The sequence below is a fragment of the Streptomyces sp. NBC_01478 genome (genome assembly GCF_036227225.1).
In the GTDB taxonomy this organism is placed as follows: Bacteria; Actinomycetota; Actinomycetes; order Streptomycetales; family Streptomycetaceae; genus Streptomyces.
Map to the genome: position 1 here is coordinate 11,548,071 of NZ_CP109444.1, position 25,857 is coordinate 11,573,927.

General features: G+C 69.4%; 24 protein-coding genes. 11 read left to right on the forward strand and 13 right to left on the reverse strand.

Annotation, left to right across the window (positions count from 1 at the left end; translation table 11 throughout):
• Positions 1 to 2: 2 nt before the first annotated feature.
• Complete coding sequence (locus tag OG223_RS51265; protein WP_329264606.1) at positions 3 to 1,631, forward strand: AMP-binding protein; 1,629 nt, start codon at positions 3 to 5, stop codon at positions 1,629 to 1,631.
• Positions 1,632 to 1,797: 166 nt separating this feature from the next.
• Here the strand turns inward: OG223_RS51265 and OG223_RS51270 are convergent, their stop codons facing one another.
• Genes OG223_RS51270 through OG223_RS51280 form a run of 3 tightly spaced genes read right to left on the reverse strand, consistent with a single transcriptional unit; the run spans position 1,798 to position 4,690 of the window.
• Complete coding sequence (locus tag OG223_RS51270) at positions 1,798 to 2,730, reverse strand: HpcH/HpaI aldolase/citrate lyase family protein (RefSeq protein WP_329264608.1); 933 nt, start codon at positions 2,728 to 2,730, stop codon at positions 1,798 to 1,800.
• On the reverse strand, positions 2,727 to 4,103 hold the full coding sequence (locus OG223_RS51275) for an LLM class flavin-dependent oxidoreductase (RefSeq protein ID WP_329264610.1): 1,377 nt from the start codon (positions 4,101 to 4,103) through the stop codon (positions 2,727 to 2,729). The genes OG223_RS51270 and OG223_RS51275 overlap by 4 nt, the downstream gene beginning before the upstream one ends.
• Positions 4,104 to 4,159: 56 nt before the next feature.
• Positions 4,160 to 4,690: a nuclear transport factor 2 family protein gene (locus tag OG223_RS51280; RefSeq protein WP_329264612.1), complete on the reverse strand. Its 531-nt coding sequence runs from the start codon at positions 4,688 to 4,690 to the stop codon at positions 4,160 to 4,162.
• Between the two features lie 347 nt (positions 4,691 to 5,037).
• On the opposite strand from OG223_RS51280, the gene OG223_RS51285 reads away from it, so the two are divergent.
• A complete protein-coding gene (locus tag OG223_RS51285; protein ID WP_329264614.1) occupies positions 5,038 to 6,234 on the forward strand; it encodes a CaiB/BaiF CoA transferase family protein in 1,197 nt (398 codons plus the stop codon).
• A 45-nt stretch (positions 6,235 to 6,279) separates the two neighbouring features.
• Positions 6,280 to 7,737 carry an aldehyde dehydrogenase family protein gene (locus OG223_RS51290; protein ID WP_329264616.1) on the forward strand — a complete coding sequence of 486 codons (1,458 nt, stop codon included), beginning with the start codon at positions 6,280 to 6,282 and terminating at the stop codon, positions 7,735 to 7,737.
• Positions 7,738 to 8,166: 429 nt separating this feature from the next.
• Here the strand turns inward: OG223_RS51290 and OG223_RS51295 are convergent, their stop codons facing one another.
• The 9 genes from OG223_RS51295 to OG223_RS51335 all read right to left on the reverse strand — a co-directional run bounded on the left by OG223_RS51295 (position 8,167) and on the right by OG223_RS51335 (position 16,600).
• Complete coding sequence (locus OG223_RS51295; RefSeq protein WP_329264618.1) at positions 8,167 to 8,580, reverse strand: nuclear transport factor 2 family protein; 414 nt, start codon at positions 8,578 to 8,580, stop codon at positions 8,167 to 8,169.
• A gap of 8 nt (positions 8,581 to 8,588) precedes the next feature.
• Entirely contained in the window at positions 8,589 to 9,524 is a 936-nt protein-coding gene (locus OG223_RS51300) for a cyclase family protein (protein ID WP_329264619.1), read from the reverse strand.
• On the reverse strand, positions 9,521 to 10,468 hold the full coding sequence (locus OG223_RS51305; RefSeq protein WP_329264621.1) for an SDR family NAD(P)-dependent oxidoreductase: 948 nt from the start codon (positions 10,466 to 10,468) through the stop codon (positions 9,521 to 9,523). The genes OG223_RS51300 and OG223_RS51305 overlap by 4 nt, the downstream gene beginning before the upstream one ends.
• Before the next feature lie 25 nt (positions 10,469 to 10,493).
• On the reverse strand, positions 10,494 to 12,080 hold the full coding sequence (locus OG223_RS51310; RefSeq protein WP_329264623.1) for a flavin-containing monooxygenase: 1,587 nt from the start codon (positions 12,078 to 12,080) through the stop codon (positions 10,494 to 10,496).
• A 26-nt stretch (positions 12,081 to 12,106) separates the two neighbouring features.
• Positions 12,107 to 13,051 carry a hypothetical protein gene (locus OG223_RS51315; RefSeq protein WP_329264625.1) on the reverse strand — a complete coding sequence of 315 codons (945 nt, stop codon included), beginning with the start codon at positions 13,049 to 13,051 and terminating at the stop codon, positions 12,107 to 12,109.
• 52 nt (positions 13,052 to 13,103) lie between these two features.
• Entirely contained in the window at positions 13,104 to 14,345 is a 1,242-nt protein-coding gene (locus OG223_RS51320; protein WP_329264626.1) for a cytochrome P450, read from the reverse strand.
• A 59-nt stretch (positions 14,346 to 14,404) separates the two neighbouring features.
• Positions 14,405 to 15,145 carry an SDR family NAD(P)-dependent oxidoreductase gene (locus OG223_RS51325; protein ID WP_329264628.1) on the reverse strand — a complete coding sequence of 247 codons (741 nt, stop codon included), beginning with the start codon at positions 15,143 to 15,145 and terminating at the stop codon, positions 14,405 to 14,407.
• Between the two features lie 44 nt (positions 15,146 to 15,189).
• Positions 15,190 to 15,543 carry a carboxymuconolactone decarboxylase family protein gene (locus OG223_RS51330; protein ID WP_329264630.1) on the reverse strand — a complete coding sequence of 118 codons (354 nt, stop codon included), beginning with the start codon at positions 15,541 to 15,543 and terminating at the stop codon, positions 15,190 to 15,192.
• 127 nt (positions 15,544 to 15,670) lie between these two features.
• Positions 15,671 to 16,600, reverse strand: coding sequence for a cyclase family protein (locus OG223_RS51335; RefSeq protein WP_443073823.1), 930 nt, complete (start codon positions 16,598 to 16,600; stop codon positions 15,671 to 15,673).
• Positions 16,601 to 16,759: 159 nt separating this feature from the next.
• Between OG223_RS51335 and OG223_RS51340 the strand changes: the two genes are divergently transcribed.
• The 8 genes from OG223_RS51340 to trxA all read left to right on the forward strand — a co-directional run bounded on the left by OG223_RS51340 (position 16,760) and on the right by trxA (position 24,950).
• On the forward strand, positions 16,760 to 17,554 hold the full coding sequence (locus tag OG223_RS51340) for a FadR/GntR family transcriptional regulator (RefSeq protein ID WP_329264631.1): 795 nt from the start codon (positions 16,760 to 16,762) through the stop codon (positions 17,552 to 17,554).
• Positions 17,555 to 17,765: 211 nt separating this feature from the next.
• Positions 17,766 to 18,506 carry a hypothetical protein gene (locus OG223_RS51345; RefSeq protein WP_329264633.1) on the forward strand — a complete coding sequence of 247 codons (741 nt, stop codon included), beginning with the start codon at positions 17,766 to 17,768 and terminating at the stop codon, positions 18,504 to 18,506.
• Positions 18,507 to 18,591: 85 nt separating this feature from the next.
• Positions 18,592 to 20,499: a flavin-containing monooxygenase gene (locus tag OG223_RS51350; protein WP_329264635.1), complete on the forward strand. Its 1,908-nt coding sequence runs from the start codon at positions 18,592 to 18,594 to the stop codon at positions 20,497 to 20,499.
• A 13-nt stretch (positions 20,500 to 20,512) separates the two neighbouring features.
• Positions 20,513 to 21,448, forward strand: coding sequence for a zinc-dependent alcohol dehydrogenase (locus OG223_RS51355; RefSeq protein WP_329264637.1), 936 nt, complete (start codon positions 20,513 to 20,515; stop codon positions 21,446 to 21,448).
• Between the two features lie 50 nt (positions 21,449 to 21,498).
• Complete coding sequence (locus OG223_RS51360) at positions 21,499 to 22,611, forward strand: MFS transporter (protein WP_329264639.1); 1,113 nt, start codon at positions 21,499 to 21,501, stop codon at positions 22,609 to 22,611.
• Positions 22,608 to 22,871 carry a hypothetical protein gene (locus OG223_RS51365; protein WP_329264641.1) on the forward strand — a complete coding sequence of 88 codons (264 nt, stop codon included), beginning with the start codon at positions 22,608 to 22,610 and terminating at the stop codon, positions 22,869 to 22,871. The genes OG223_RS51360 and OG223_RS51365 overlap by 4 nt, the downstream gene beginning before the upstream one ends.
• A gap of 19 nt (positions 22,872 to 22,890) precedes the next feature.
• Complete coding sequence (locus tag OG223_RS51370) at positions 22,891 to 24,594, forward strand: UGSC family (seleno)protein (RefSeq protein WP_329264642.1); 1,704 nt, start codon at positions 22,891 to 22,893, stop codon at positions 24,592 to 24,594.
• A gap of 32 nt (positions 24,595 to 24,626) precedes the next feature.
• Positions 24,627 to 24,950 carry a thioredoxin gene (gene trxA / locus OG223_RS51375; RefSeq protein WP_329264644.1) on the forward strand — a complete coding sequence of 108 codons (324 nt, stop codon included), beginning with the start codon at positions 24,627 to 24,629 and terminating at the stop codon, positions 24,948 to 24,950.
• A 73-nt stretch (positions 24,951 to 25,023) separates the two neighbouring features.
• Here the strand turns inward: trxA and OG223_RS51380 are convergent, their stop codons facing one another.
• Positions 25,024 to 25,806, reverse strand: coding sequence for an SDR family NAD(P)-dependent oxidoreductase (locus OG223_RS51380; RefSeq protein WP_329264645.1), 783 nt, complete (start codon positions 25,804 to 25,806; stop codon positions 25,024 to 25,026).
• Positions 25,807 to 25,857 lie beyond the last annotated feature (51 nt).

A 25,857-nucleotide genomic window follows, 5' to 3' on the forward strand; every position in this document is an offset into this window, starting at 1 on the left:
CCATGACACCCGAGCAGCGACAGCACGACCTCGCAGTGCTGCGCGACCGCTGGTACCGGGAGGGCCACTACTCCTCGCGCACCATGGCCGAGGCCCTGGAAGACGCGGGCCGGCGCTTCCCGGAGACGCGGTTCGTGTTCGCCTCGGAGGCGACCCGCACCACGCTCACCCTGACCGACATGCTCGCCCTCGGCCGCCGCGCGGCGACCGGACTGCGCCGGATGGGAGTGGGGCCCGGTGACGTGGTCGCCGTGCAGATCCCCAACCGGCAGGAACTCGTGGTGTCGTACCTCGGCGCCTGGCTGATCGGCGCCGTCGTGCTGCCCATCACTCACATCTACGACTCGGCCGAGGTCGGCGCCATCCTGCGCGACGCCGGCGCCAAGGTGCTGATCCTGCCCGACACTTGGCGCTCCATCGACTTCACCGCCCGCCTGTCCCGCCTCGACCCCGGGCCCGCCCTGAAGCACGTCGTGATGATCGGCGACCGGCCCGCTCAGGACACCGTCCCCTGGGCCCAACTCCTCGCGGGGGAAGGGGAGATACGGCCGCCCGAAGGCGTAATGGCGGACGACGTGTGCGCGGTGATCTACACCTCGGGGACGACCGGCGTGCCCAAGGGCGTGCAGCACACCCACAACTCGCTGCTGCGCGAACTGCGCAAGGGCGACCTGATGAACGAGACGGCACCGGGCGACACCCGGCTCATCCCCTGGCCCTCCGGCCATGTCGCGGGCCTGCTCGCCGCGTGCTGCGGGATCACCGGCGGCACGGACACCGTGCACATGGACCGCTGGCACGACGCGCACGCCGTGGAACTCGTCGAGGAGTTCCGCTGCACCATCACCAGCGGCACCCCGCTGCACGTCGAGGCGATCCTCACGGCGGCCGAGAAGCACGGCCGGGACATCTCCAGCCTGCGCTTCGTTCAGGTCGGGGGCGCCAACGTGCCTCCCGCGCTGGTCGCCAGGGCCGACGACGCCGGCATCGTCGTGGCCCGTGCCTACGGCAGCACCGAGCATCCGCGCTGTGCGACCTCCCCGCTGGACGCCCCCGCGTCGAAGCGGTCGCTGACGGACGGTGTCGTGCGCTTCGGCGACGAGGTGCGGGTCGTGGACGAGGGCCTGCGCGAGCTGCCGGCGGGGGAGGAGGGCGAGGTCCTGACCCGGGGCCCGAGCCAGTTCATCGGCTACCGCGACCCTACCCACGACGCCTCGGCGTTCGTGCCCGGCGGCTGGTTCCGCACCGGCGATGTCGGACGTCTCGACGTGGACGGCTACTTGACCATCACCGACCGCATCAAGGACATCATCATCCGGGGCGGCGAGAACATCGCCTCCAAGGAGGTCGAGGACATCCTCGCCACCCATCCCCGGGTGCGCCACGCGGCGGTGGTCGCCGAGCCGGACCCGCGCTACGGCGAGCGCGTGGCCGCGTTCGTCGTCCTCGACGGCGGCACGCTGGAGATCGAAGAGGTCCGCGAACTGTTCGCCCGGCACCGGGTCGCCCCGCAGAAGACACCGGAACGCGTCGAGGTCGTGACGGAACTGCCGCTCGCCCCCTCCGGCAAGGTCCGCAAGTACGAACTGCGGGAACGGCTACGGGTCGAGGCCGCTGAGACCCGCCCTTGAACGTCACGCGATTCGCTTCACGGGACGGCTCCCGGGATCCTGGAACCACATCGCCGGGACGGAGGAGGTGATGTACGCCCGGGTCCTCCACTGAGTGCCGCAGGCCTGGGCCTGCGGCACGGTGTTCGTCCTTCTCCCCCTGCTCCTCGCGTACGCGATCGTCGAACTACTGCTGCAGACTCTCTCGGCCTGAATCCGTGACCGCCGCGTGGTGGGCGAGGACGTTCTCCGCGAGCTTCACATGGGCGGCGTCCACGAGTTGACCGTCGACACTGGTCGCGCCCAGACCCTCGGCCTCGGCGGCGCGATACGCCTCCAGGACGCGCCGGGCGCGTCGGATCTCGTCGTCGCTCGCGCGGAAGACCTGGTTGGCGATCTCGATCTGCGAGGGATGGATCGCCCACTTGCCGTTGAACCCCAGGGAGGCCGCCGACCGCGCATCCTCCTCGTAGCCGGCCGGGTCCCGGAAGTCGGGATAGGGGGCGTCGATCGCCGCGATGCCCGCGATGCGCGCCGCGGTGAGCACCTGCATCCGCGCGAAGTACCAGAAGTCGCCCGGATACGGCTCGCGGGGACGGAAGTTGGTGTCCACCCGGGCGCCCTGGGACACCGACAGATCACCCGCGCCGAAGATGACGGCGTCCAGCCGGGTGCTCGCGGTCGCGATCTCCTCGGCGTGCGCGACGCCCGACACGTCCTCGATGAGGACCTCCAGCCGGATCCGCTTGAGCAGCCCCAGCCGCTCCTCCAACTGGTTCAGCAGCACGTCGACCCACCAGACGTCCCGTGCGGCCGTGACCTTCGGGACGATGATCGTGTCCAGGTTCTCCCGGGCCCCCTCGACCACCTCGATGATGTCTCCGTGGGCCCACTTCGTGTCGATCCCGTTGATCCGCACGGCACGGACGGTGGTGCCCCAGTCGTACTCGTTCAGCGCCTGTATGGCCTTGCCCCGGGACTGTTCGCGCAGCGCGGGGGCCACCGCGTCCTCCAGGTCGAGGAAGACCAGGTCGGCGTCCGAGGCGGCTGCCTTGGCGAACATGTGGTCGTTGGAGGCCGGGGTGGCCAGCTCCGAGCGGCGCAGGGGAGGGGTGTTCATCGTGTCGTGGCCTCTTCCTCGGTGAACAGGTTCGCCGGGCGGTCGAGGGAGAGGTTCTCCCGCAGGGTGCCGCCCGTGTACGCGCTGCGGACGAGCCCCAGTCGGCGGAGTTCGGGCACCACCAGCCGTACGAAGTCCTCGAAGGCGCCGGGGAAGTGGGTGGCGGCGAGGACGAAACCGTCGCACGAGCGCGACTCGAACCACTGCCGCATCTGTTCGGCGATCTGCGGTCCGGTGCCCACGAATCGCGGGCCCTGGAGCAGGGTGGCCCGGTGGTTCGCCAGCATGCGCAGGGTCAGTTCACGGTCGCCCAGGTGCCGTCGTACGCCCTGGACGAGGCCACGGATTCCGGAGACCGAGTCGATGAGCTCGTCCGTGACGACGTCGTCGAGCGAGTGGCCCGCGAAGTCGCGGTTGGTGACCTCGGACAGCAGGGTCAACGAGGCCATGGGATGGACGAGTTCATCGAGGAACAGCGCCTCCTTCTCCCGGGCGATCGCCTCCGTCTCGCCGGCGATCGTGTAGACCATGGGCAGCAGACGTACGGCGTCCGCGTCCCGCCCGGCCTCGCCGATCAGATCCTTCTGCTCCTGGTAGTGCTCGCGCGCCAGCTCCTGGCTCGGATCGGAGGTGAAGATCAGGTCGGCCCATTTGGCCGCGAACAGCCGGCCCCGGCCCGACTGCCCGGCCTGGATGATCACCGGCCTGCCCTGTGGGGTGCGTGGCACGGTCAGCGGCCCGCGCACGCTGAAGTACTCGCCCTGGTGGGCGAGTTCGTGGACCTTGTCAGGGTCGGCGAAGATCCCGGCCGTGCGGTCGCCGACGATGGCGTCGTCCTCCCAGGAGTCCCAGAGTTTCGAGACGACCTCGACGAACTCCTCGGCCCGGTCGTAGCGCTTGTCGTGTTCGAGGTGCTCGTCCAGGCCGAAGTTCTGGGCCTCGGCGTCGTTCACCGACGTCACCACGTTCCACGCCGCCCGGCCACCGCTGAGATGGTCGAGCGTCGCGAACGTCCGCGCCACATGGAAGGGCTGGTAGTAGGTCGTCGAGTACGTCGCGCCCAGACCGATGTGTTCGGTGACGCCGGCGACGGCACCGAGCACGGTGCTCAGGTCGAGCTTCACAGGGCGCGCACCGTAACGGACTGCGTCGGCGGGCGAGTTGCCGTAGATCGTCGGCATCGCCAGCCGGTCGTCGAAGAACATCAGGTCGAACATGCCCTCCTCCAGCACGCGTGCGATCCGCTGGTAGTAGCGCACGTCCAAGAAGTCCGCGGCGGCGCTGGGATAGCGCCAAGATCCGGAGTACACGGACACGTTGGACGCCTGGAGGAACGCGACCAGGGTCAACTGGTCACCGCGTGACGTGGTCATCGGGGCCTTTCGTGAGCCGGTGGGACAAGGGAGCGGAGGTGTCGTACGGAGTCGGGTCAGCGGAACACCTCGTACGAGGGGTCGGTGTCGTCCCGACGTCCCGCGGGCGGCTCGACGGCTTCGGGCAGGTGCGCCACCTCGCGGTAGAGGTCACCGACATAGGCCCGGTGGTCGATGGCCCAGACGCCCGCCCGCCGCGACCAGCGGTCGACGTACCGGCCCCGGTGGAACAGGTCCGTGACGAGACCGTCGACCGGGCGTGTCCGCAGCCACACCGAGACGTAGGCCTCGCTGGCCGCCGTCTCCGCCCCCTCGTCGACCTCGACGAGCGCGTTGGACACCAGGTGCGAATGGGCGGCCAGTTGGGCGTGATAGGGCCAGACGAAGTCGAGGAACCCGGACGCGGACCCCCGATAGGAAGGGCCGTAGTCGGCCGTGCCGTCGGGATGCCAGACGGTGTCGGCGAGCGCGCGGTCCATACGGTCGAGGGCACGGCAGTACCGGTACAGCACCTCCGTGATCTCCTGCTTCGCCGCGAGCCGGGTGATCCCGGTGATCGAGGTGATCGACGCCGATTCGGTCCGCATGCTTCGCTCCTCGTCATATGGCGTACACCCAGAGCGGGTTGACGATGCGTCACCCAGTGCGCCCGGGAATCCCTTGATCGACACAAGAAGGCGCCGTGGCGCTCCCGATCAACATAGGAAGGTCCCCGGCGCGAGTCATGTCCCGTGCCCGCTGAGCGGGAACGAACCCCGGGCCGGCACCCGAGCCGCACTAGCGTGGCGGTCCGTCCCACGGGCGACGCGGCAACTCGGCCCCACCGCCGGTGACTTCACCCGGCCCGCACACGCCGGCCCCTGGAAGTGCCCGTACGCGGAGCTCGCCCGGAGCACCACTGGACGACGACCAACAGAAAGGCAGGGACCGCACCATGAGCGACGGACCACTGTCCGGACTCCGTGTCCTCGATGCCGCCACCCTCGCCGCCGGACCACTGATCGCCACCTGGCTCGGCGAGCACGGCGCGGACGTCATCAAGGTCGAACAGCCGGACGGCGGTGACCCGTTGAGGCAGTGGGGCGCCCAGAAGGACGGCGTCGGCCTGATGTGGAAGAGCGTCGGCCGCAACAAGAAGAGCGTCACCCTGAACCTGCGCCACGAGACCGGACGGGACCTGCTGCGCCGGCTCGCCCGGCGGTCGGACGTCGTCGTGCTGAACCTGCGCCCGTCGACCCTGCGGAAATGGCGCTTGGACCACCCGAGTCTCGCCGCCGAGAACCCCCGCCTGGTGATGGTCCACGTCACCGGCTACGGCGAGGGCGGCCCGAAGTCCGACCGCCCCGGCTTCGGCACCCTCGGCGAGGCCATGAGCGGATTCGCCCACCTCACCGGCAGCCCGGACGGCCCGCCGACCCTCCCCTCCTTCATGCTCGCCGACGGCGTCGCGGGACTGACCGCCACCTACGCCGTGATGATGGCCCTCTACCACCGCGACGTGCACGGAGCCGACGGCCAACTCGTCGACATCAACCTGATCGACCCGCTGGCCCGCCTCCTGGAACAGTCGGTCCTGACCTACGACCAACTCGGCAGCGTCCCCCACCGCACCGGCAACCGCTGGGACATCAGCGCACCGCGCAACGTCTACCTCACCAAGGACGGCCACTGGCTCGCCATGTCCGGCAGCGCCCCCACGATCGCCAAACGCGCCCTCCAGGCGGTGGGTCGCCCCGAACTGACCGAGGACCCCCGGTTCGCCGAGGCCCAGCAACGCCTGCGCCACGCCGCCGAGATCGACGCGATCATGGCCGACTGGATCGGCGCTCACACCCTGGACGACGCGATGGCCGTCTTCGAAGCGGCCGACGTCGCAGCCGCCCCCGTCTACGACGCCGCCCAACTCCTCGCCGACCCACAGATGGTGGCCAGAGACGTCTACCGGTCGGTCCCGGACCCGCAGCTCGGCGCGATGCGCGTCCAGGCACCCGTACCCCGCTTCTCGGCGACCCAGGGCGCCATCAGCCACCTGGGCCCGGCCCTGGGCGAACACAACGACGAGATCTACGGCGGACTCCTCGGCCTCGACGCCGACCGGCGCCGGGAACTGTCCGAGCAGGGCGTGATCTGAAGCCTGGAGCGAACCGGAACACCGGTACTGGAACGGGAGGCCCCAATGAGCCAACTCGACGTAAGCGAAGGGGACGTGAAGCAGGTGACCGAGTCCTTCATCGACGGGATGTCGGTCGGGACACCCGAGGTCTACGAGAACATCGACCCCTCGACCGGACACTCCCTCGGCGAGGTGTCCAGAGGGACCTCTGAGCAGATCGACCGGGCGGTCACCGCGGCACGCGCGGCACAGCGAGCGTGGCGCGGCACGACACCGGAGCAACGCGCCGACCTGCTCTGCCGGTTGGCCGACCTGATCGAGAGCCGGACGGAGGAACTCGCCCGCCTGGAGAGCGAGGACTCCGGCAAACCCCTCTCCCAGGCCCGCAACGACGCCCGGGTGTGCGCCCGTTACTTCCGTTTCTACGGCCGCGCCATCGACTCGTACCACGGCCTGAGCCTGCCCCTGCGCCCCGACCTCCACGTGTACATGCGCCGCGAACCCCACGGCGTCACCGGCCACATCCTCGCCTGGAACTACCCCCTGCAACTCCTCGCCCGGGGTGTCGCCCCGGCCCTCGCGACCGGCAACTGCGCCGTCGTGAAGCCCGCCGACGAGACCCCGCGCACCGCGGTCGCCGTAGCCGGACTCGCCGTCCGAGCAGGCTTGCCGCAGGGGGTGTTGAACGTCGTGACCGGCCTCGGCGCGGAGGCCGGTGCCGCGCTGGCCGGGCATCCCGGCATCGACCATCTGGGCTTTGTCGGCTCCACCCGGGTCGGCGCGCTGGTTGCCACGGCCGCCGCCGAGCGGGTGTCACCGGTGACACTCGAACTCGGCGGAAAATCCGCGCACTTGGTGTTCGCCGACGCAGACGTCGAGAAGGCCGCCCGGGTCGCGGCGGCCGCGATCCTCCAGAACGCGGGGCAGACCTGCTCGGCGGGGTCACGCGTACTCGCCCACGAGAGCGTGCACGCCGAGTTGGTGGAGCGCATCGCGGGGCACTTCGCCGAGGTGACGATCGGCCGTGGCCTCGACGACCCCGACCTCGGCCCGCTCGTCTCCCGCAAGCAGCAGGACCGGGTCAGCGGCTACGTCCAGTCGGCCGGCACCGGCGAGATCGTCTTCGGCGGCTCGGTCGCCGAGCCCGAAGGCTTGGCCGACGGTGCCTACTTCATGCCGACCCTGATCGACGGAGTCGACCCGACGGCACCGATCGCCCAGGAGGAGATCTTCGGCCCCGTCCTCACCACGATGAGGTTCTCGACCGAGGAGGAGGCCGTCGCCCTTGCGAACGGCACCGAGTACGCCCTCCTCGGCGCCGTCTGGACCAACGACCTCAGCCGCGCCCACCGGGTCGCCGCCGAGGTGGAGGCCGGTCAGGTCTACGTGAACACCTACGGCGCGGGCGGCGGCGTGGAGCTTCCGTTCGGCGGCTTCCGTAAGTCCGGCTACGGTCGGGAGAAGGGCGTCGAGGCCCTCGACAGCTATACCGCGACGAAGACGATCGTCGTCCAGCTCTGAGACATCCCCATCACCCTTGATCACCAGGATCCACCGGCCAACGGTCCGACCGCTCGACGCATTCCGAACCTCCCGGGAAACCGGCGCCCCACAGGGGCCGGTGTCCGAGGCCTTCACCGAGGTCCGCCACCTTTCGTGAAGGCGGGGCCCGGAGGGGTTCACCACCACGCGGTCCTCACGTTCACGCCGGACGGCACAGCGGACGGAGCTGCAGCAGTGGGTGTTCCCGCCGCGGTTCTTCCGGGTGAATCCGAAGGTGGGCGAGGGCGGCGAGGGGGCCCGACAACGACATGGCGCTGAAGCCGGTCCGTTCGGAAACCTCGTCGCGGGTCACGCACCTGACCTACGCCGCACGCCACGGTAGGCGCGGCCAAGTCGGTGCGACCGCCGGGCACGCGGTCGCACCGACTTGCTGCCATGCCTTCGAGGTCAGGGCGGATCGCCCACGTACTCGTCCACCCGACGCCGCAGCAGCCAATGACCCGCCGACTCCTCGAACGTGTCGTGATAGCGCGCCACGATGGCGACGGACCACGCGGAACCGTCGTGGACGAGCAGCACCACATCACTGGTCGCCTTCGCCGTGCGGTCGTCCCACTCCGTGAGGAGCGTGTTGCCGACCACGTGGCGCTGGGGCCTGCTCGGATCCGGTCGCCACCCCGGCTGGGAGAACGCCTCCCGGATGGCGTCGGTACCCACCAGCGCATCGAAACCGGGAATCTCCACCACAGCGTCCGGCAGATACAGCGCGACCATGTCCGCGGTACGGCCCTCGTCCTGCGCCTGGGCGTGCGCGGCGATCGTCGCCCGCACGCCCGCGTTCACCTCGGCGAACTCCGGCACGGCCGCGCCTACTTGAGGGCGATCGGAGTGATGGGGGAGCCGACGGAGCCCGTCACCTTCAGCCCTGGCGCGCAGAACAGCGTCTCCCACACGCCGTCTTCCTCGCAGTCCGCCGCCAACTCCTCGAAGTTGAACATCTCGCCGAGGGTGAGGCCCATGTCCCGGATCACCACCTGGTGGAACGGGATCGTCGCGCCCTTGACGGGACTCGGCCACACCTCGCCCGAGTGGTTGTCCATCGCGAGCGCCGCGACCTCGCGCTCGTACAGCCAGTTGCAGGTGTCGAGGCAGGGCCCGGGTGCGTTGCCGAGGAAGTGCTCGCGGTCCCCCTCCAGGAACCACTGGTAGGAGCCCGTGCGCAGCAGCACGATGTCACCGGACTCGACGCGCACGCCCTGGCGTTCCTCGGCGGCCAGCAGATCGGCCTCCGTGATCTCGTACGAGTCCTCCAGCCGGTCCACGCCCTTCAGCCGTGCGATGTCGAGCAGCACGCCCCGGGAGATCAGCCGGTCGACGGCCTTGTGGAACGAGTTGCGGCTGGCGCCCTGGAAGTTGTTGACCGCGGCGGCCGGCACGTTGTTGTAGAAGGCGCCGCCGTAGCCCGCGTGCGCGAGACCGTCCCACTGGGTCGCGGCCTGGAGACCGGTGACGATCATGTCGTCGGCGGAGATCAGACCGTCCTGGGAGAAGGCGGTGTCGGACGGCAACAGCGTCATGACGTGGATCGGGTTGTTGCGGAACCCCCCTGACTTGAAAGGCCCGTCGCTGTCGAACGCCATGCCCAGGTCGAACGCCTTGCCCGTGCGGACGAGTTGCGCCGCCTCGACGCGCTTCTGCGGGGTCACGAAGTTCAGGGTGCCGATCTCGTCGTCGTCCCCCCAACGACCCCAGTTGTTGAGCTTCTTGCCGAGTTCGTGATGAGGCCAGACCTTCTCTGCGCTCACGCTTCTCCCTCTTCTCCTTGCCGATGTGCCATGTAACGGCTGACGCATTCCATGAGATCGCCGGGCACGTGATATCCGGAGTGGTCCTTGATCCGGTCCAGATTCCCGGCGATGTCCTCGATGGTGACCTTGAGCGGATCGGCGGGCAGCCAGCCCTCGGTGACCCCGACGAAGAGGTGCGCGAACCGTCCGCCTCCGGCGAGGAACACCTCGCCGCTCACGCCGCACGTCTCGTGGGCGAGATACGCCACCATGGGCGCCACAAGCGCGGGATCCATCGCGTTGCCGCCGGGACGGCCCTGTTCCCGCAGCGCGTCCATGCCCTCGGAAGGGCCGCCGCCCATCCTCGTCATCGCGTTGGGCGCGATCACGTTGACCTTGATGTCGTGGCCGCTGGCCGACGCCGTCATGCTGCGGGCCATCCCGATGACGGCCGCCTTGGCGGTGGCGTACCCGAGGTTGTCCGGGAGCCCGAACATGCCGATCGAACCGGTGAGGACGACCCGGCCGTAGTTCCGCTCCAGCATGTGCGGCCAGGCGGCACGCGTGGTGTGGAAGGCGCCGAGGACGTGCACCGCGAGATGGCTCTCGATGATCGCCGCGTCGATGTCCGGCAGACCGGCGAACCGTACGTTTCCGGCGTTGTTGACGACGACGTCGATCCGCCCGAAGGCCTCGACAGCGGCTGCTACGGCCCGCCGGCCGCCCTCGGCCGTCGAGATGTCGCTCGTGTCGGCGATCGCCGTACCGCCCGCGTTGTTGATCTCCGCGGCGACGGACTGGGCCGGACCGGTGTCGGAGCCGAAGCCCTCCATCGAACCACCCAGGTCGTTCACGACGACCTTCGCGCCCAGCTCGCCGAGCAGCAGGGCGTAGGCCCGCCCGATTCCGCGTCCGGCGCCGGTGACCACCGCGACGCGGTCGTCGAACAGATGCTGTGGCATGATCATGTCTTCTTTCCGGTCCAGTTCAGGAAAGGAAGCGCGAGTACTTCGACTGGAGAACCTCGCCCATGAACTCGCGCAGCTTCGGGCGTCCCCCGGGATTCAGCAGGAACCGCCTGGGCTTTCCGGCGATGTTGGAACCGTAGAAATAGCTGTGTTCGCCGAAGGGTGAATGCACGGCGAGTTCCTCGACCATGGCGTTCCAGCCCGCTTCCGTGTCGGCGGGAACCTCGATCGCGCGATGGCCGTGCTCCCGCAGATAGGCGATCGCGTCGGTGATGAAGTCGACCTGGTCCTCGGCGTAGCGCGGGTTGTTGCCGGCCGCGCCGTGCGGGCCGCCGGGAAAGAAGAAGTTCGGGAAGCCATGGCTCATGAGCCCCATGAACGTGCGCGGCCCCTCGGCCCAGTAGTCCTCCAGGGCCAGTCCGTCGCGCCCGCGCACCCCCATCCGGTTCAGCGCGCCGGTGCCGAAGTCGAACCCCGAGGCCCAGACGATGACGTCGAACTCCCGCAGCCCGTCGGTCGTTTCGATGCCGCTCTCCGTGACCCGGACGAACGGGTTCTCCCGGAGGTCGACGAGGCTCACCCTCGGATCGTTGTACGCCTCGAAGTATCCGGTCACGAACGGCGGGCGCTTCCCGGCCCAGCCGTGGTCGGTGGGGATGAGCCGCTCGGCCGTCGCGGGATCCTTGACGAGGTCGCGGATCCGCTCGGCCATGAACAGGCACCAGTCGTCGTTGGCCGCCTTGTCCGTGAGCATGTCGGCGTAGTGACTGATCACCTTGGCGAAGCCCGGGCTGTTCCACATCTGCTCATGGACTGCCCAGCGTTGGTCCTTGGAGTCCTGGAAGGCCGTACGGTCGCGCGGTTCGTGCAGGAACCCGCTCGCCGAGTCGTGCAGGGTCTGCCGCAACTCCTCGAAACCGGCGGTCAGTTGATCCTGTTGCTCGGTACTGATCGGCTCGTTGTTGAGCGGGGTGCACCAGTTCGGCGACCGCTGATACACCGTCAGGGAGGCGACGTCCGCGACGATCGAGGGGATCACCTGGACGCCGCTCGAACCGGTGCCGACCACCGCGACCCGCTTGCCCGCGAAGTCGACCGGCGTGTCCGGCCACAGCCCGGTGTGATGGGACACGCCCGCGAAGTCCTCGCGGCCGGGCACGTCCGGGAAGACCGGAACCGACAGCACACCCGTGGCCGCGACCACGAACCGCGCCCGCACCTCGGTGTCGTCGCCGGCCCGCACCAGCCAGGTGGCCGAAGTCTCGTCGTAGAGCGCGGAGTTGACCCGCGCCCCGAACCGGATGCGGTCACGCAGCCCCAACGCGTCGACGGCGTAGTTGAAGTAGCGCTCGTTCTCCAGTTGCCCGGCGAACCGCTCGCGCCACTCCCAGCCCGCGAACAGCTCCTTCGAGAACAGATAGCCGTAGGTGTAGCTCTCCGAGTCGAGGCGCGCGCCCGGATAGCGGTTCCAGTGCCACACCCCGCCGACCCCGGTACCGGCCTCCAGCAGCAGTGCGGACAGCCCGGTGTCCAGGGCCCGTTGGAGCTGATGGATACCGGTGACCCCGGCACCGATCACCACCAGATCCACATCCGTCCGGTTCACGTCCCCTGTAGGGACCGCCACTTCGCTCACCCCCTGCGCGGGTCGCCGGCCGTCAGCCGGGTGGTGAAGCCCCAGGGAATGCCGAGCGCGGTCGCGGGGTCGGTCACGAGCGTGTCGTCCGTCCGCGTGCGCACCCCGACGCCCTGCGCTTCGAGATGGCGTGCGACCCGGTCGAGGTCGACGACCTTCCAAGTGATCGAGTGGTACGTGTCGTTGGGTGCCCCGGCCGCCCAGTCGGAGTGCGCCGCGGTGCCCTCGTCGGGCACCGCGTACTCGAAGACCGCGTCGGACAGATGGACGTAGGTGCTCTGCGTGCCCAGCACCTCGTTGCGTCCCTCGTGGACGACCGTGCCGCCCAGGCCGTCGACCATCACCCGCAGGGCCCGGTCGACGCGGTCGGTGAGCACGGTGTGGTGCGAGCAGCGCTCGATGCCGAGCGGGTCGTCGTCGGACACCGGCGGCAACTCCCAGTCCGGGGCGAGCCGGTGGTCCAGCGGGAACGGGATCTGGGGGAGGAACTCGTAGCGCAGGCCCGCGTCCTCGGGCACCGTGAAGAAGATCGGCATGGGGGAGTTGGGCGCGGTCGGGGGGTCGTCTCCCTCGGCGGTCTGGTCTAGTTGACCCACCATGCCGATGCCGAGTGCCCTCAGCGCGCGATAGGCCTCGCCGATCCCCTCGACGTACCAGCCGAACCCCTTCAGATGCGGCTGGTCGACCGAGGCGTAGCGCTGGACGCCGTCGAGGACGTAGCGCTTCGGGTCGATCGTGTCGAAGAGGACGTCCTGGATCGGTGTGAACGTCGAGTAGTCGGTCGGATAGCCCTCGCTGGCGGGCGCGCCCCGCAGCATCTCGGCCATCGGCCGGCTCGGTCGCCCGAAGACGCGTTCGAACCACGCCTCCGCCTCGCGGAGATCGGTCACATGATGGCTGGGGTGGTACAGGCGGGTCATGCGAAAGCCGCCGTCGGTCATGACGGGCCTCCCTCTTCTCGGGTCTGTCGTACGTGCCGTGCGGGTTCGGCGGTCACCAGGCGACGGGGAGTTCGTAGATGCCGTAGGCCTGCGAGTCCTCCTTGAACGACAGGTCTTCAAGACCGGCCGCCAGGCGCAGGGTGGGGATGCGGCGGAACAACGTGCTGAAGACCACTTGGAGTTCGATGCGGGCGAGCTGCTGTCCGACGCACTGGTGGGGGCCCCAGCCGAACGCGAGATGGTGCGATGCGCCGCGGTCCAGGACCAGCGCGCCGGGGTCGGGGAACGCCTCGGGGTCCCAGTTCGCCGCCGGCAGGCTCGCGATGACGCCCTCGCCCGCGCGGATCGTCACCCCCTCGAAGTCGAGGTCCTCGACGACCGCCCGGCGGGCCAGCAGATGGGGGAGGGTCAGATAGCGCAGCAGTTCCTCGACGGCCTTCGCCACGTAGTCGGGGTCGTCGGAGTTCCCGCGCAGGGCAGCGAGCTGGTCGGGATGCTGGAGCAGGAGCGCCGTCCCCAGCGTGATCATGTTGGCGCTCGTGTCGTGGCCCGCGACGAGCAGGATGTGACCCAGCGGCGCGGCCTCCTCCAGCGAGAGTTCACCGGCCTTGATCCGCGCCCCCAGGTCCGAGAGCACGTCCTCGTCCGGGTCGTCCATCTTGGCCTCGATGAGCCGGGCGATGTACGAGCGCAGGGCGCCCGCCGTGGCCGCGTTCTCCTCCGGCGTCTTGTTCACCGCGTTGGTGACACCGGCGTGCTTCTGGAAGAACTCGTGGTCCTCGTACGGCACTCCGAGCAGCTCGCAGATCATCAGCGAGGGCAGGGGCAGGGAGAGGGCCTCGTTCAGCTCGGTCGGGTTGGGGCCGTCCAGCATCCGGTCGATGAGGTCGTCGGTGATCCGCTGGATCGCCGGCTGGAGCCTGCGCATCCGGTGGCGGGTGAAGGAACTGGTCAACATCCGTCGCCAGCGGACGTGTTCGGCGCCGTCGGTGTTGTTGATCGACGGCTGCATCTCGCCCGCGTGCGCCTTCATGGCGGCGGTGGTGTGCGGATATCCCGGCGCACCGATGTTCGCGCTCATCCGCGGGTCGGCGAGGATCGCGCGCTGGGCGGCGTGGGTGAGGACCAGCCACGGGGTGGTGCCGTCCCAACTCCGCACCTGTAACACGGACTTGCCGGTGTCGTGGAGCTTGAGGAGGTCGGGCGGGGGAGCGAAGGGGCAGGCACCCGACCTGGGGGCCGGGAAGTCCGGCAGCTCCTCCGTCGGCGCGGTGTCCGGCACGGTCTCTGTCATGGTCGTCCCTTGTCTGTGGCGTGGTTCGTTGGCCTGGTCGTGGCCTTGTTCGTGGCCGCTCAGACGAAGTAGCGGCCGCCGTTGACGCTGAGGGTCTGGCCCGTGACGTAACCGGCCTCGTCCGACGCCAGATAGGCGACCGCGTAGGCGATCTCGTCGGGGCGTCCGGCCCGCTTCATGGGCATGGTCGCGCCCAGGACGTCGGGGTCGAAGCCCTCGCGGAGCAGGGGGGTGTCGATGAGGCTCGGCGCCACGTTGTTGACGGTGATCCCGGTGTCGGCGAACTCGGAGGCGAGCGCCTTCGTCAGGCCGATCACCCCGCCCTTGGACGCCGCGTAGTGCGAGACCGCGGGACCGCCGGTCTGGGCGGACGAGGAAGAGATGTTGACGACGCGCCCGTGCCCCGCCGTCAGCATGTCGGGCACGAAGGCCCGCGTGACCAGGAAGGGACCCTTGAGGTTGATCCGGATCATCCGGTCCCAGGTCTCCTCGGTGAGGTCCGGGAACGGCACGTAGTTGGTGATCCCGGCGTTGTTGACCAGGATCGTGACCGGGCCGAGCTCCGCGTGCGTGCGGTCCACGGCGGCGGCCACGGCCGTGGCGTCGGCCGCGTCACCGACGACCGCGACTGCCTTGCCGCCGGCCTCGCCGATCGCGTCGGCCGTCTCGTGCGCGTTCGTGCCGTCCAGGTCCCACACGGCGACCGTCGCACCCTGGGCGGCGAGCACGAGGGCGATCGCTCGCCCGATGCCCCGGCCGCCACCGGTGACGACCGCGTTTCTCCCGTTCAGTGACGTCATTCAGGACTCCATGTGAGGCTGTCGCTACGGCTCTGTCGGGGCGGTCACCCGTCGCCTGGTCCGGGGTCGGGGGCCAGTGCCTTCCGGGCCGCCTTCCGCGCGGCCATGGCGCGGGGGAAGCCCGCGTATCCGGCGGCGTGGTACAGGACTTCGGAGATCTCGTCCTCCGTCAGCCCGTTGTTCAGCCCGATCCGGACATGGCTGCCGAGTTCGTCCTCGGCGCCCAGCGCGATGAGGATCCCCAGGGTGACCAGACTGCGGTCCCTGCGCGCCAGGCCGTCCCGGGCCCAGAGCTCGGCCCAGACGCTGACCAGGCCGATCTCGACAAGGTCCCCGCCCACACCGTCGTCACGCAGGTCGGCGTCCTCGGGCAGGGAGGTGTTGACGACCGAAGCCATCGTCCGGAGTCCGAGTCCGCGCAACTCTGACGTTCTCGTGAGACGGCCGGGGGACTCACCGTGGCTCCCGTTCACCGGGACGGTTTCTTCTTCCCGCATCTGTCAGACCCTTCTCTTTGTACGGCCCTCAGCGGACGGCGACGGGATTCACGAGACCGCCAGTGCTGCGCAGGAAACGCTCGGGTGTCGCGTGGAGCAGGAAGGTGTAGCGGCGATCCGCCGCGCACGCCGACGCGAGGTCTTCGAGGACCCAGTTCTGCCCCTGGAGCATCCCCATCATCACGAGGCAGAGGACGTGCACCGGCAGCACCAGGTCCTCGACGTTCGACGGCAGCAGCTCCATCGGCATGTTGTCGATCGCGGCCGCCGCCGCCCGCCGTTCGTGGAAGAAGAGCGGCGCGTCGTAGTCGAGGGCGGGCACGGGCCGGCGGTACCCCGGCACGTCTCCTGCCAGGAAGTACGACACCTGTCCGGTCCGGACGAGAACGATGTCCCCTTCCTCGACGCGCACCCCCTGAGCTTCCTCAACTGCCTCCAGAACGGCGCGCGTCACCCCGAACCGTCCGGGCAGCCGGTCGTCGCCCATGTGCCGGGCCACGTCGAGCAGGATGCCGCGCGACACGATGGTGCCGGCCGTCTCGATGCCCAGCCTGGTGGCGCCGGAGGCGTCGACCGCGTCCGCCGGAACGCCGTTGTACATGACGCCTCGATGGCTGCAGTGCGACAACGCGTCCCAGTGCGTGGCCGCCTGAGTGGGCGTCACCACGATGTCGTCGCTGTACGCGCACGCATCCGGGGCGTCGGACATCGGGGTGTTGACCGCGAGCATGGTGCGGACCGGGTTGATGCGCCCGGGGACGCCCGTGCCGTTCTGGGGTCCGTCCAGCGACAGTGACATCGCCAGCGAGAAACTCTCCCCGGTGACCACTGCGGCCGTTCCCCTCCTGACCACGTCCGGGGTGATGAAGTTGAGAGTGCCCAACTGGTCGTCGGCGCCCCAGCGTTTCCAGTTGCTGACCCGCTCCGCCAGGACGTCGAACTCGGCAACGCTCAGCACGTCTTCCGCCTCTCGTCCGCTCCGGCCCGCGTCGCGAGCCGCAGTCGTGTCCGACGCCCGCCGACCTTAGCAGGGGTCAGGTAAATCAGTACACTGATTGACGTGAGTGATCGGCAAACGGGCCCGTGATCGGATGTCTCATCAAGTACACTCATTGCCATGAGCGCAACTCCCGGGTCGCAAGTCGGTCGGACCGTCCGCGCACCCAAGGCGGCCGAGCTGATCGCCGCGCAACTGCGCCGCCGGATCGTCCTGGGCGAGCTGACGCCCGGTGAGACCCTCCTGCCGGAGAACCAGCTCATGGAGCAGTTCGGCGTCTCACGGCCCACGCTGCGCGAGGCCTTCCGCATTCTCGAGGCCGAGATGCTCATCAACGTCCGGCACGGCAGCCGGGACGGCGCTCTGGTCGTGGCACCGGACTTCTCCGTGGCGGCACGTCATGTGGGACTGCTCCTGCAGATGCAGGGGACGACGGTCGAGGACGTCTACGAAGCCCGGACGGTGGCGGAGCCGGCGTGTGCCCGGCTGCTCGCCAAGCGCCGTACGAAGCTGGACATCGCGGACCTGACAGCGGTCGCGGCGGAACTGGAGTCCGCGGTGGAGTCGAAGAGCAACGACGTTCCCGACGTGGTCCGTTGGACGCGGCTCACCTACAGGTTCCATGAACTGGTGATGGAGCGGTCGGGCAACAAGACGCTGGCGGTTCAGGGCGCCGTGCTCCAGGCGATCGTGACGACCCACCTGGAGATGCGCGTCGCGCGGAACTTCGACAGGACGGAGTCGCCCGAGCGCTTCCAGCGTGCCGTCAAGGCCTACAAGCGGCTCGTGGCGCTGGTCGAGGCCCGGGACGCCGAGGGCGCCGAGCGGCACTGGCGCCAGCACATGAAGGTGGCGGGTACCTACCTGCTGGGGGACGGCCTCCACGACAAGACCGTGGTCGACCTGTTCCTCTGAGAGACGCTGTCCCCTCGCGCTCCTGGATCCGTTTCGACGCGCGATGAACCGTGGCCCGGGCCTTCCACGAGATGTGTTCCGGTCAGCGGAATCGGCGGTCGAACCCCGATTCCCGCGCCCTAACGTCCTCGTACCGCGTCCGGCCGAGGAGGCGTCGTGCCTGTCGGCACGGTTCGTGGCCGGGGCCTCGTCGGAGCAAGGGAGATCCCCCATGGACGAAAGTGTGAAGTTCAAGCTCTACCGCATGTCGGTCTGGTGCGGAGTCGTGGTGCTGATCGCCAACACGTTCGCGTTCTCGGTCGTCGGCAAGCTGACCCCGCCCATCTCGCCGACGGCCACTCCCCAACAGGTCGCCGACTTCCTGACCGATCACCGCACCGGCATCCTGTGGGCCGCGGTCATCATGGGCGTGTTCGCCCCCTTCTTCTACGCGTTCGCGGTCGTCACCAGCCTCCAGATCCGGCGTATCGAGGGCGGTTGGGGTCTGCTGTCGATGATCCAGTTGACGACGGCCGTCGTCGCCCCGACGGGCTGGGTCTACCCGCTGGCCGTGCTGGCCACCGCCGCCTACCGGCCCCACCGCGACCCGGCGTTGATGCAACTGCTCAGCGACCAGTTCTGGTTGACGTACGTGGGCGTCGCCGTCATCTTCGTGGTCAACGTCGCGGTGATCGGCCTCTCGGCGTTCCTGGACCGCCGGCCCGAGCCGGTGTTCCCGCGCTGGTTCGCCTGGTTGAACTTCGTGCTCGCGATCGCCTTCTTCCCCGGTGTCTTCGTCTATGTCGCGACCGACGGACCGTTCGCCTGGGACGGCGTGTTCACCGTGGTGGTCCCGTCCGTCGCGTTCGTCGTCTGGAAGATCGCGATGATCGTCGTGCTGCTGCGCGCGGTCAAGTCGGAGGAGCGCGAGGTGCTGGGGGAGCGGGAGTTGCCGGTGCCCGTCGCCGGATGACGCGTCGAGGGCGGTGACCCCACCGATGGCTCCACGACGGCCCGTAGGCAGTGAACCAAGTGTATGAGTGGAATGAGTTAACTCAATGACCTTCATTCTGGACAAGGCGTTCATCGACCGCGCGCTGGACGACGCCGACCTGAACGCGCTGAGGCTCGCGCTCTTCCAGGCCACCGGTGACGAGTCCCTGCTCGAACTGCCGCTGAAAACCGTCCCGATGTACGGCGGCGCGCTCATGCAGACCGTCGTGGCCGACGAAGCCGTGGCGACCCTCCGGGCCCGGGCGACGGAGTTCCTCACCACCAAGCCCGCCGACTTCACCGAGATCAAGCCGACCGATCCCGAACTGCGCCGCATGTACGAGGCGTTCCGCAACGAGGAACTCTCCGACCGGAGTTGGGCTTACCGACGCGACCTCGCCGCGTTCGACGACCACCCCCGACTGGCGCAGTGGACGGACGCGAAACCGGCCATCCCCGAAGGCTTCCGGGTGGCCGTCATCGGCGCCGGCTTCGGCGGGATCGCCGCCGCCGTCCAACTGGAGCACCTCGGCATCCCGTACACGATCTACGAGCGACGCTCGGAACTGGGCGGCACCTGGAGCATCAACGCCTACCCGGACGTACGGGTGGACACCACCAACTTCCTCTACCAGTTCTTCTTCGAGAAGAACTACCCGTGGACCGAGTACTTCGCCCGGGCCGGCGAGGTGCGCGAGTACCTCCAGCACGTCGCCAAGAAGTACGGCGTCTTCGAACACATCAGCTTCGACAGCGACGTCAAGGAAGCCTCCTTCGACGCCGATGCGGGCCGTTGGACGATCGACGCGGTCATCGACGGCCGGCCACAGACCTTCACGGCCACCGCCGTTGTGAGCGCCGGCGGCCTGTTCGCCACCCCGAAGCGCCTCGAAGTGCCGGGAATCGAGGACTTCCGCGGCGAAATCGTCCACACCGCCGAATGCACCGGCCGGGAACAGCTCGACGGCCGCGACGTCGCCATCATCGGCAACGGCTCGACCGGCGTCCAGATGCTGTCCCAAGTACGCAGCCGCGCCCGCAGCGTGGGCGTATTCCAGCGCACCCCGCAGTGGATCAGCCCTCGTGAGCGCTACGGCGAGGCCATCGCCCCGGAGACCCGCTGGCTGCTGGACACCATGCCGTACTACTGGAACTGGTACTGCTACTCCATCGCCACCCTCCGCCTGGGCGGCCAAGTGCTCCAGGAACCCGACCCCGAGTGGCAGGCCGCCGGCGGCCTCGTCAACCGGGCCAACGACGCCTACCGCGAGGGCCTCACCGCCTACGTCAAGGCGAAGCTGGGCGACCGGCCCGACCTGTGGAAGAAGCTCGTCCCCACCCACGCCCCCATGGCCCGCCGGCTCATCGTCGACAACAACTGGTACGCCTCCCTGCTGGAGGACAACGTCGAGCTGGTCACGGACACCATCGAGCGGTTCACCCCGACGGGCATCCGCACGGTCGACGGCAAGGAGCGCTCCTACGACCTCGTCTTCACCGCCACCGGGTTCGTCACCCAGAAATACCTGTGGCCGACCGCCTATCGCGGCCTCGACGGCGAGACCCTCGAAGACCGCTGGCGTGACCCCGAGGGCGGCGGCCCGCGTGCCTACCTCAGCCTCACGGTCCCCGGCTTCCCGAACCTCTTCATCATGTACGGCCCCAACTCGCAGAACCGGTCGGGGTCGTTGATCGTCTGGATGGAGACCTGGGCACGCTACGCGGCCCAGGGACTGGTGGCACTCATCGAGGGCGACCACCGCTACCTGACCGTCCGTCGGGACGTGTTCGAGGACTACAACCAGCGCCTCGACGAGGCGATGCTCTCCCTCATCTGGTACGACCCCGGCTCCACCGACCGCAACTATTACGTCAACGAGTTCGGCCGCCAACAGGTCAACGTGCCCTGGCGGTTGGAGGAGTACCACCGCCTCCTGGAGAGGTTCGATCCGGACGACTACCACTTCGCCTGAGGGGCCGGCCCCGATGAGAGCGGTACGCGGCACGCCACCGGGCGTCAAGGTCGTCGAGACCGAAGTGCCCGCTGGAGCAGGCGAGTTGGTACGGGTGGCGGCGGTGGGCGTCTGCGCCTCGGACCTGCGCTACCTGCGGCGGGGGAGCACCCAGGTGATCGGGCACGAGATCGCCGGGACGACCACGGACGGCACACCGGTCGCCGTGGAGGGCATGGCGAGGTGCGGCACCTGCGAGTGGTGCGCCCACGGCCGCTACAACCTGTGCCGGCTGGCGGGCACCGACATCCTCGGCATGACCGTCCCCGGCGGCATGGCCGAGTACTTCAGGGCCCCCGCCACCGCACTCGTACCGCTCCCTCCCGAACTCCCGCTCCACGATGCCGCGTTGGTCGAGCCCGCCGCCGTCTCGTGGCACGCCTGCCGCAAGGGCGGGGTCGGGCCGGCCACCCGGGTCGCGGTGGTGGGTGCCGGCACGATCGGGATGCTGGCGGTGGCGGCGGCCCTACGGCACGGCGCCCCCGAAGTCGCCCTGGCGACCCGGCACTTGTACCAGACCGAGGCCGGGGAACGCCTCGGCGCGAGCCGCCCGTCGGGGTCGTACGACGTGGTTGTCGAGGCGACCGGCAGCGAGAGCGGGCTGTCCCGGGCCGTCGAGCTGGTACGGCCGCTCGGAACGGTCGTCACCGTCGGGGTGTTCCCGCCCGACCTGCGCTGGCCGAGCAGGGCCGCCTTCCTCAAGGAGGCGACCGTCGTGCCGTCGATGTCCTACGCCCGCGACGACACCGGCGCGCCCGAACTCGCCCACGCCGCCCGGCTGTTGGCGGAGCGGCCGGAGATCGCCCGGACACTGATCACCCACCGGTTCCCCCTCGACGACGCCGAGCACGCCTTCGAGGTCGCCGCCGCTCGACGCCCCGGAACCTTCAAAGTCGTCGTCCACCCCTGAGACCGTCCGGCCGCCCCTCCCCACTCCGACACCGTCAGGCGGAGACACCGATGCCGAACACGATCCCCAACTCGCCCGTCCTGCACGGGGGCGAGAACTCCCGCTCACGCGCAAGACGAGTCGGGGCCGCGAGCATGCTCGGGACCTTCATCGAGTTCTACGACTTCACCTGCTACGGCTTCCTGGTCATCTACCTCGCCCCACTGTTCTTCCCGGCGCACAGCCCGTCCGCCGGGGTCCTCGCCACGCTGGGCGTCTACGGAGTGGGCTATCTCGCCCGCCCGCTGGGCGCGTTGTTCTTCGGCCGGCTGGGCGACCGCCGGGGACGCCGAACCGCCCTGCTGGTCACGGTCGTCGGTATGGGGACCGCCACGACCGTCATGGGGGTACTGCCGACGTACGCGACGGTCGGGGCCGCGGCGCCGGTGCTGCTCGTACTCGTCCGCATGGTGCAGGGGTTCTGCGCGGGCGGCGAGATCGGGGGCGCCGCGACGCTGGTGTCCGAGTCCGACGGCGGCCGCGGACGCGGGCGGTTCCAGTCGCTGATACCGCTGGGTTCCGGCCTCGGGGTCGCCGTGGCGCCGGCGGTGGTGGGCCTGACGGTCACGGTCCTCGGGAAGGAGGAGATGGCCGACTGGGGCTGGCGGCTGCCGCTGCTGCTGTCCGCGCTGACGACGGTCGTCGTGGTGATCTACCGCGTCCGACTCGACGATTCCCCCGAGTTCCGCTCGCTCGCCGAGGCCGAGGCCGTCGAACGCTCGCCCGTACGCACCGCGTTGAGCCGTCACTGGCGCATGATCGCGGTCGCGGCGGTCCTCAACCTCGTCGTCACCATGGTCCTCGGCGTCCTCGTCAACTACATGAGCGTCTACCTGCTCTCTGTCCTGGAAGTGCCACCGGTGAAGGTGTACTGGCTCTCGGCGGTGTGCCTGCTGCTGGGCGCCGTCGGCTTCCCGGTCGGCGGCTGGTGGACCGACCGCTTCGGCCGCCGATCGGCGATGCTGTTCGGCTTCGGCGGCGCAGCCGCGCTGATCTTCCCCGTGCTCTACGGCATGCGGGCCCTGCGCGGCGGCGGAACCGGGGCGCTGATCGGAGTCGGCGCCCTCTATGTGCTTTCGCTCGCCTTCAGCTACGCGGCCACGCCCGCCATGTACGTGACGTGACGCTCACCCGGGCGTTCCCGACCGAGGTCCGGTACACGTCGGCGGCGTTCGCCTACAACGCCGGTGCCGTGGCGGGCGGCGGTCTCACGCCGTACCTGGCAGCGCAGTTGACGCAGTCGGCGGGCCCGCGAGCGGCGGGTTGGCTGGTGGTCGCCGCGGCGGTCACCGGCCTGACGGTGATGTCGGTCCTGACCTCCCGGGGGCGGGCAAGTACTGACGAGCCCCTTCGTTTGAATCGTGTAACTGATGCAGATAACTGAACCATGTGAGGAGAGTCCCGTGACGATCGAAGCCGTCGCCGATCAGATCACCGTCGAGGTGGTCAACCCGACCGCGGACAAGCTGGAAACCGCGGGCACACCGCTCGCTCCGCGACTGGACACACTGAACGGCAAGGTGCTGGGCCTGCTGTCCAACAGCAAGCCCAACGCCGAGGTCGCGCTGCGGGCGGTCGCGGAGCGGATCAAGGAGACCTACCCCGACCTGAAGATACGGCTGTACCCGGGCTCCATCCGGTTCGAGCCCGAGCTGCTGCGGCGGGCCATCGAGGAGAGCGACGCCCTCATCGGTGCCACGGCCGACTGCGGCGCCTGCACCTCCTGGCTGATCCACGACGGCGCGCAGGCCGAGAAGGCCGGAGTTCCGCAAGTCACCATCGTCGCCCGGGGTTTCGAGCGCGACACGGACACCAGCGCCAAGGTCTTCGGTGTGCCGGAACTGCGGTACGTCGTGGTGCCCCGCGTCTTCACCGCGCTCACGGCGGAGCAGGCGGCCGACCAGACCCTGCCGCTGACGGACGAGATCGTCGCCGCCCTCACCTCGTCCCCCGCGGCAGAGGCGACCGACGCCGAGGAGCCGCCGGCCGAGGAGGAGCGGCAGGAGACGTACACCTTCGGCGGTGCCACGGCGGTGGAGGCGGTCGACGCCTTCAACGAGTACTACCTCGACCACGACTACGGCGACGGCCTGCCACTGCACGCGCCCACCCGGGAGAAGGTGGAGGCGATCATTGCGGCCCAGGGCCGCCCCCGGGACGAACTGATCCTCACCGTCCCGCCGTTGCACGGCCACGGCACGCTGGAGCGCATCGCGGTCAACGCGGCCATGGCGGGCTGCCGTCCGCAGGAACTGCCCGTCGTGATCGCCGCGTTGAAGGCGATCCACGCCTGCCCGCCCCCGATGAACCTCTCGGTCCTCATGTCGACCGGGGCCTTCGCGCCCGTGATCCTGGTCAACGGGCCCCTCGTGAAGAAGCTCGGCATCAACAGCGGACGCAGCCCGCTCGGGCCGGGCAGCGGCAACCGGGTCAACATCCGCATCGGCCGGGCGGTCGCGCTCACCCTGCGCAACCTCGGCGCGTGGATCCCCGGGCGCATGGACCTCGACACGATCGGCACCGTCCGCAAGAACATCCAGGTGCTGGGGGAGAACGAGGACGAGAGCCCCTGGGAGCCGTACCAGGTCGGTCAGGGCTTCCGTCCCGACGACAGCACGGTCACGGTGCTGCACTCGGTGGGGGAGTGGGACCTCGGATCCAACCACGGGCCGGTCGACCGCAGGCTGCACTCCCTCGCGGCCCGTACACCCACGCTCACTCAGGTCGGATTCATGACCAGCACCCTGGCCGGACTCCTCGGCAACGAGGACGGACTGTTCTATCTGCTGCCGCCGGAGACGGCGAAGAAGCTCTCGGAGGCGGGCCTGAGCAAGGACGCCGTCCGGCGCTACTTCCTGCACAACGTCAGGCCCCGCATCGCCGACGTCATCGCGCCGTTCATCGACTTCCGCGAACGCGGTCTGGTCCGGCCGGAGTGGGAGTGGATGTTCCAGCTCAGCCCGGAGGAGCAACGGACCCAGTCCATCCAGGCGTTCAACGACCCGGCCGCGATCAACATCGCCGTCGCCGGGCACGGCACGCCCAAGGAGTTCGTCTTCGGCACGATGACCACACCGATCACCGAGAAGATCGTCGGCATCGGATGACCGCCGTGCGGACAGCGGAAGGAGGCTCGGTCATGTCGACCGTTCGCGCGATCACCGACGACGACTTCGAGGAGGCCGTCCGGAGTGCCGACAGGCCGGTGCTCGTGGACTTCTGGGCGCCGTGGTGCGGTCCGTGCCGGGCGATGGGTCCCATCCTGGACGCCATGGCACAGGCGCACGAGGGCCGGATCGACATCGTCAAGGTCAACCTGGACGAGAGCCCGCAGGCCGCCCAGCGGCACGGAGTCTCGTCGATTCCCGCGCTCCTGCTGTTCTCCCGGGGTGAGGTGGTGACGACACTCGTCGGCGCCAGACCGCGCACCATGATCGAGAGCGCCATCGCCGACTATCTGTGAACGACCTGGTCAACGGGCGGTGCGGATCCGGGAGTTGAGCCGGATCCGCACCGCTCTGTCGGCATGAGAACGATCAGAGCTTCTGATAGGCGAACTTCCGGCCCGTACCGCCGTCGACCACGAGAGTCTGCCCGGTGATCCAGCGGGAGAGGTCGGTCAGGAAGAACAGGATCGCCGACGCGATGTCGCTCGTCGTGCCCACCCGTCCCAACGGCACCTGCTCGCCCGCCTTGTCGTAGTAGTCGGCCTCGGGGTGCCGCCCGGCGACGCGCGGGGTCGCGGTCTGCCCAGGGGCGACGACGTTCACCCGTATGCCGGGGCCGAGTTCGAGCGCGGCCGTGGCGACCAGGTTGCCGAGGCCGGCCTTGGCGGCGCCGTACACGGCGTGGTTGGGGGAGGAGCGCAGACCCGAGACGGAGCCGACGAAGACCATCGAGCCGCCCTCGGTCATGGCCCGCGCGCCGATCTGCAGCGCGAGGAAGGCATGACGCAGGTTCAAGTCGAGTCCCCGGTCCCAGAGTTCGTCCGTGATCTCGTCGATCGGGCCCCAGTCCGAGATGCCGATGATGTCCGCGAGCCCGTGCACCGGGCCGAAGCGCTCGACGGCCTCCTCGACCACGCGCTCCACGTTCGCGCGGTTCGTCGCGTCGCCGGTGACGGCCAGGCCGTCGACCTCCTCGGCCACCGCCTTGGCGCGGGCGGGGTCCGTGTCCACCACGGACACCCGCGCGCCGACCGCGGCGGCGGCCAGGCATGTCTGCCGGCCGATGCCCTGTCCGCCGCCGAGGACGAGGACGTGCCGGCCCGCCAGATTGAGCAACCCCCGGTAGTCGGGGGTGCGTTCGGTGATGCCCATCGTCGTTTCTCCCTCACGGTCGAGGAGCCGTCCGGACGGTGCGTCCGGAAA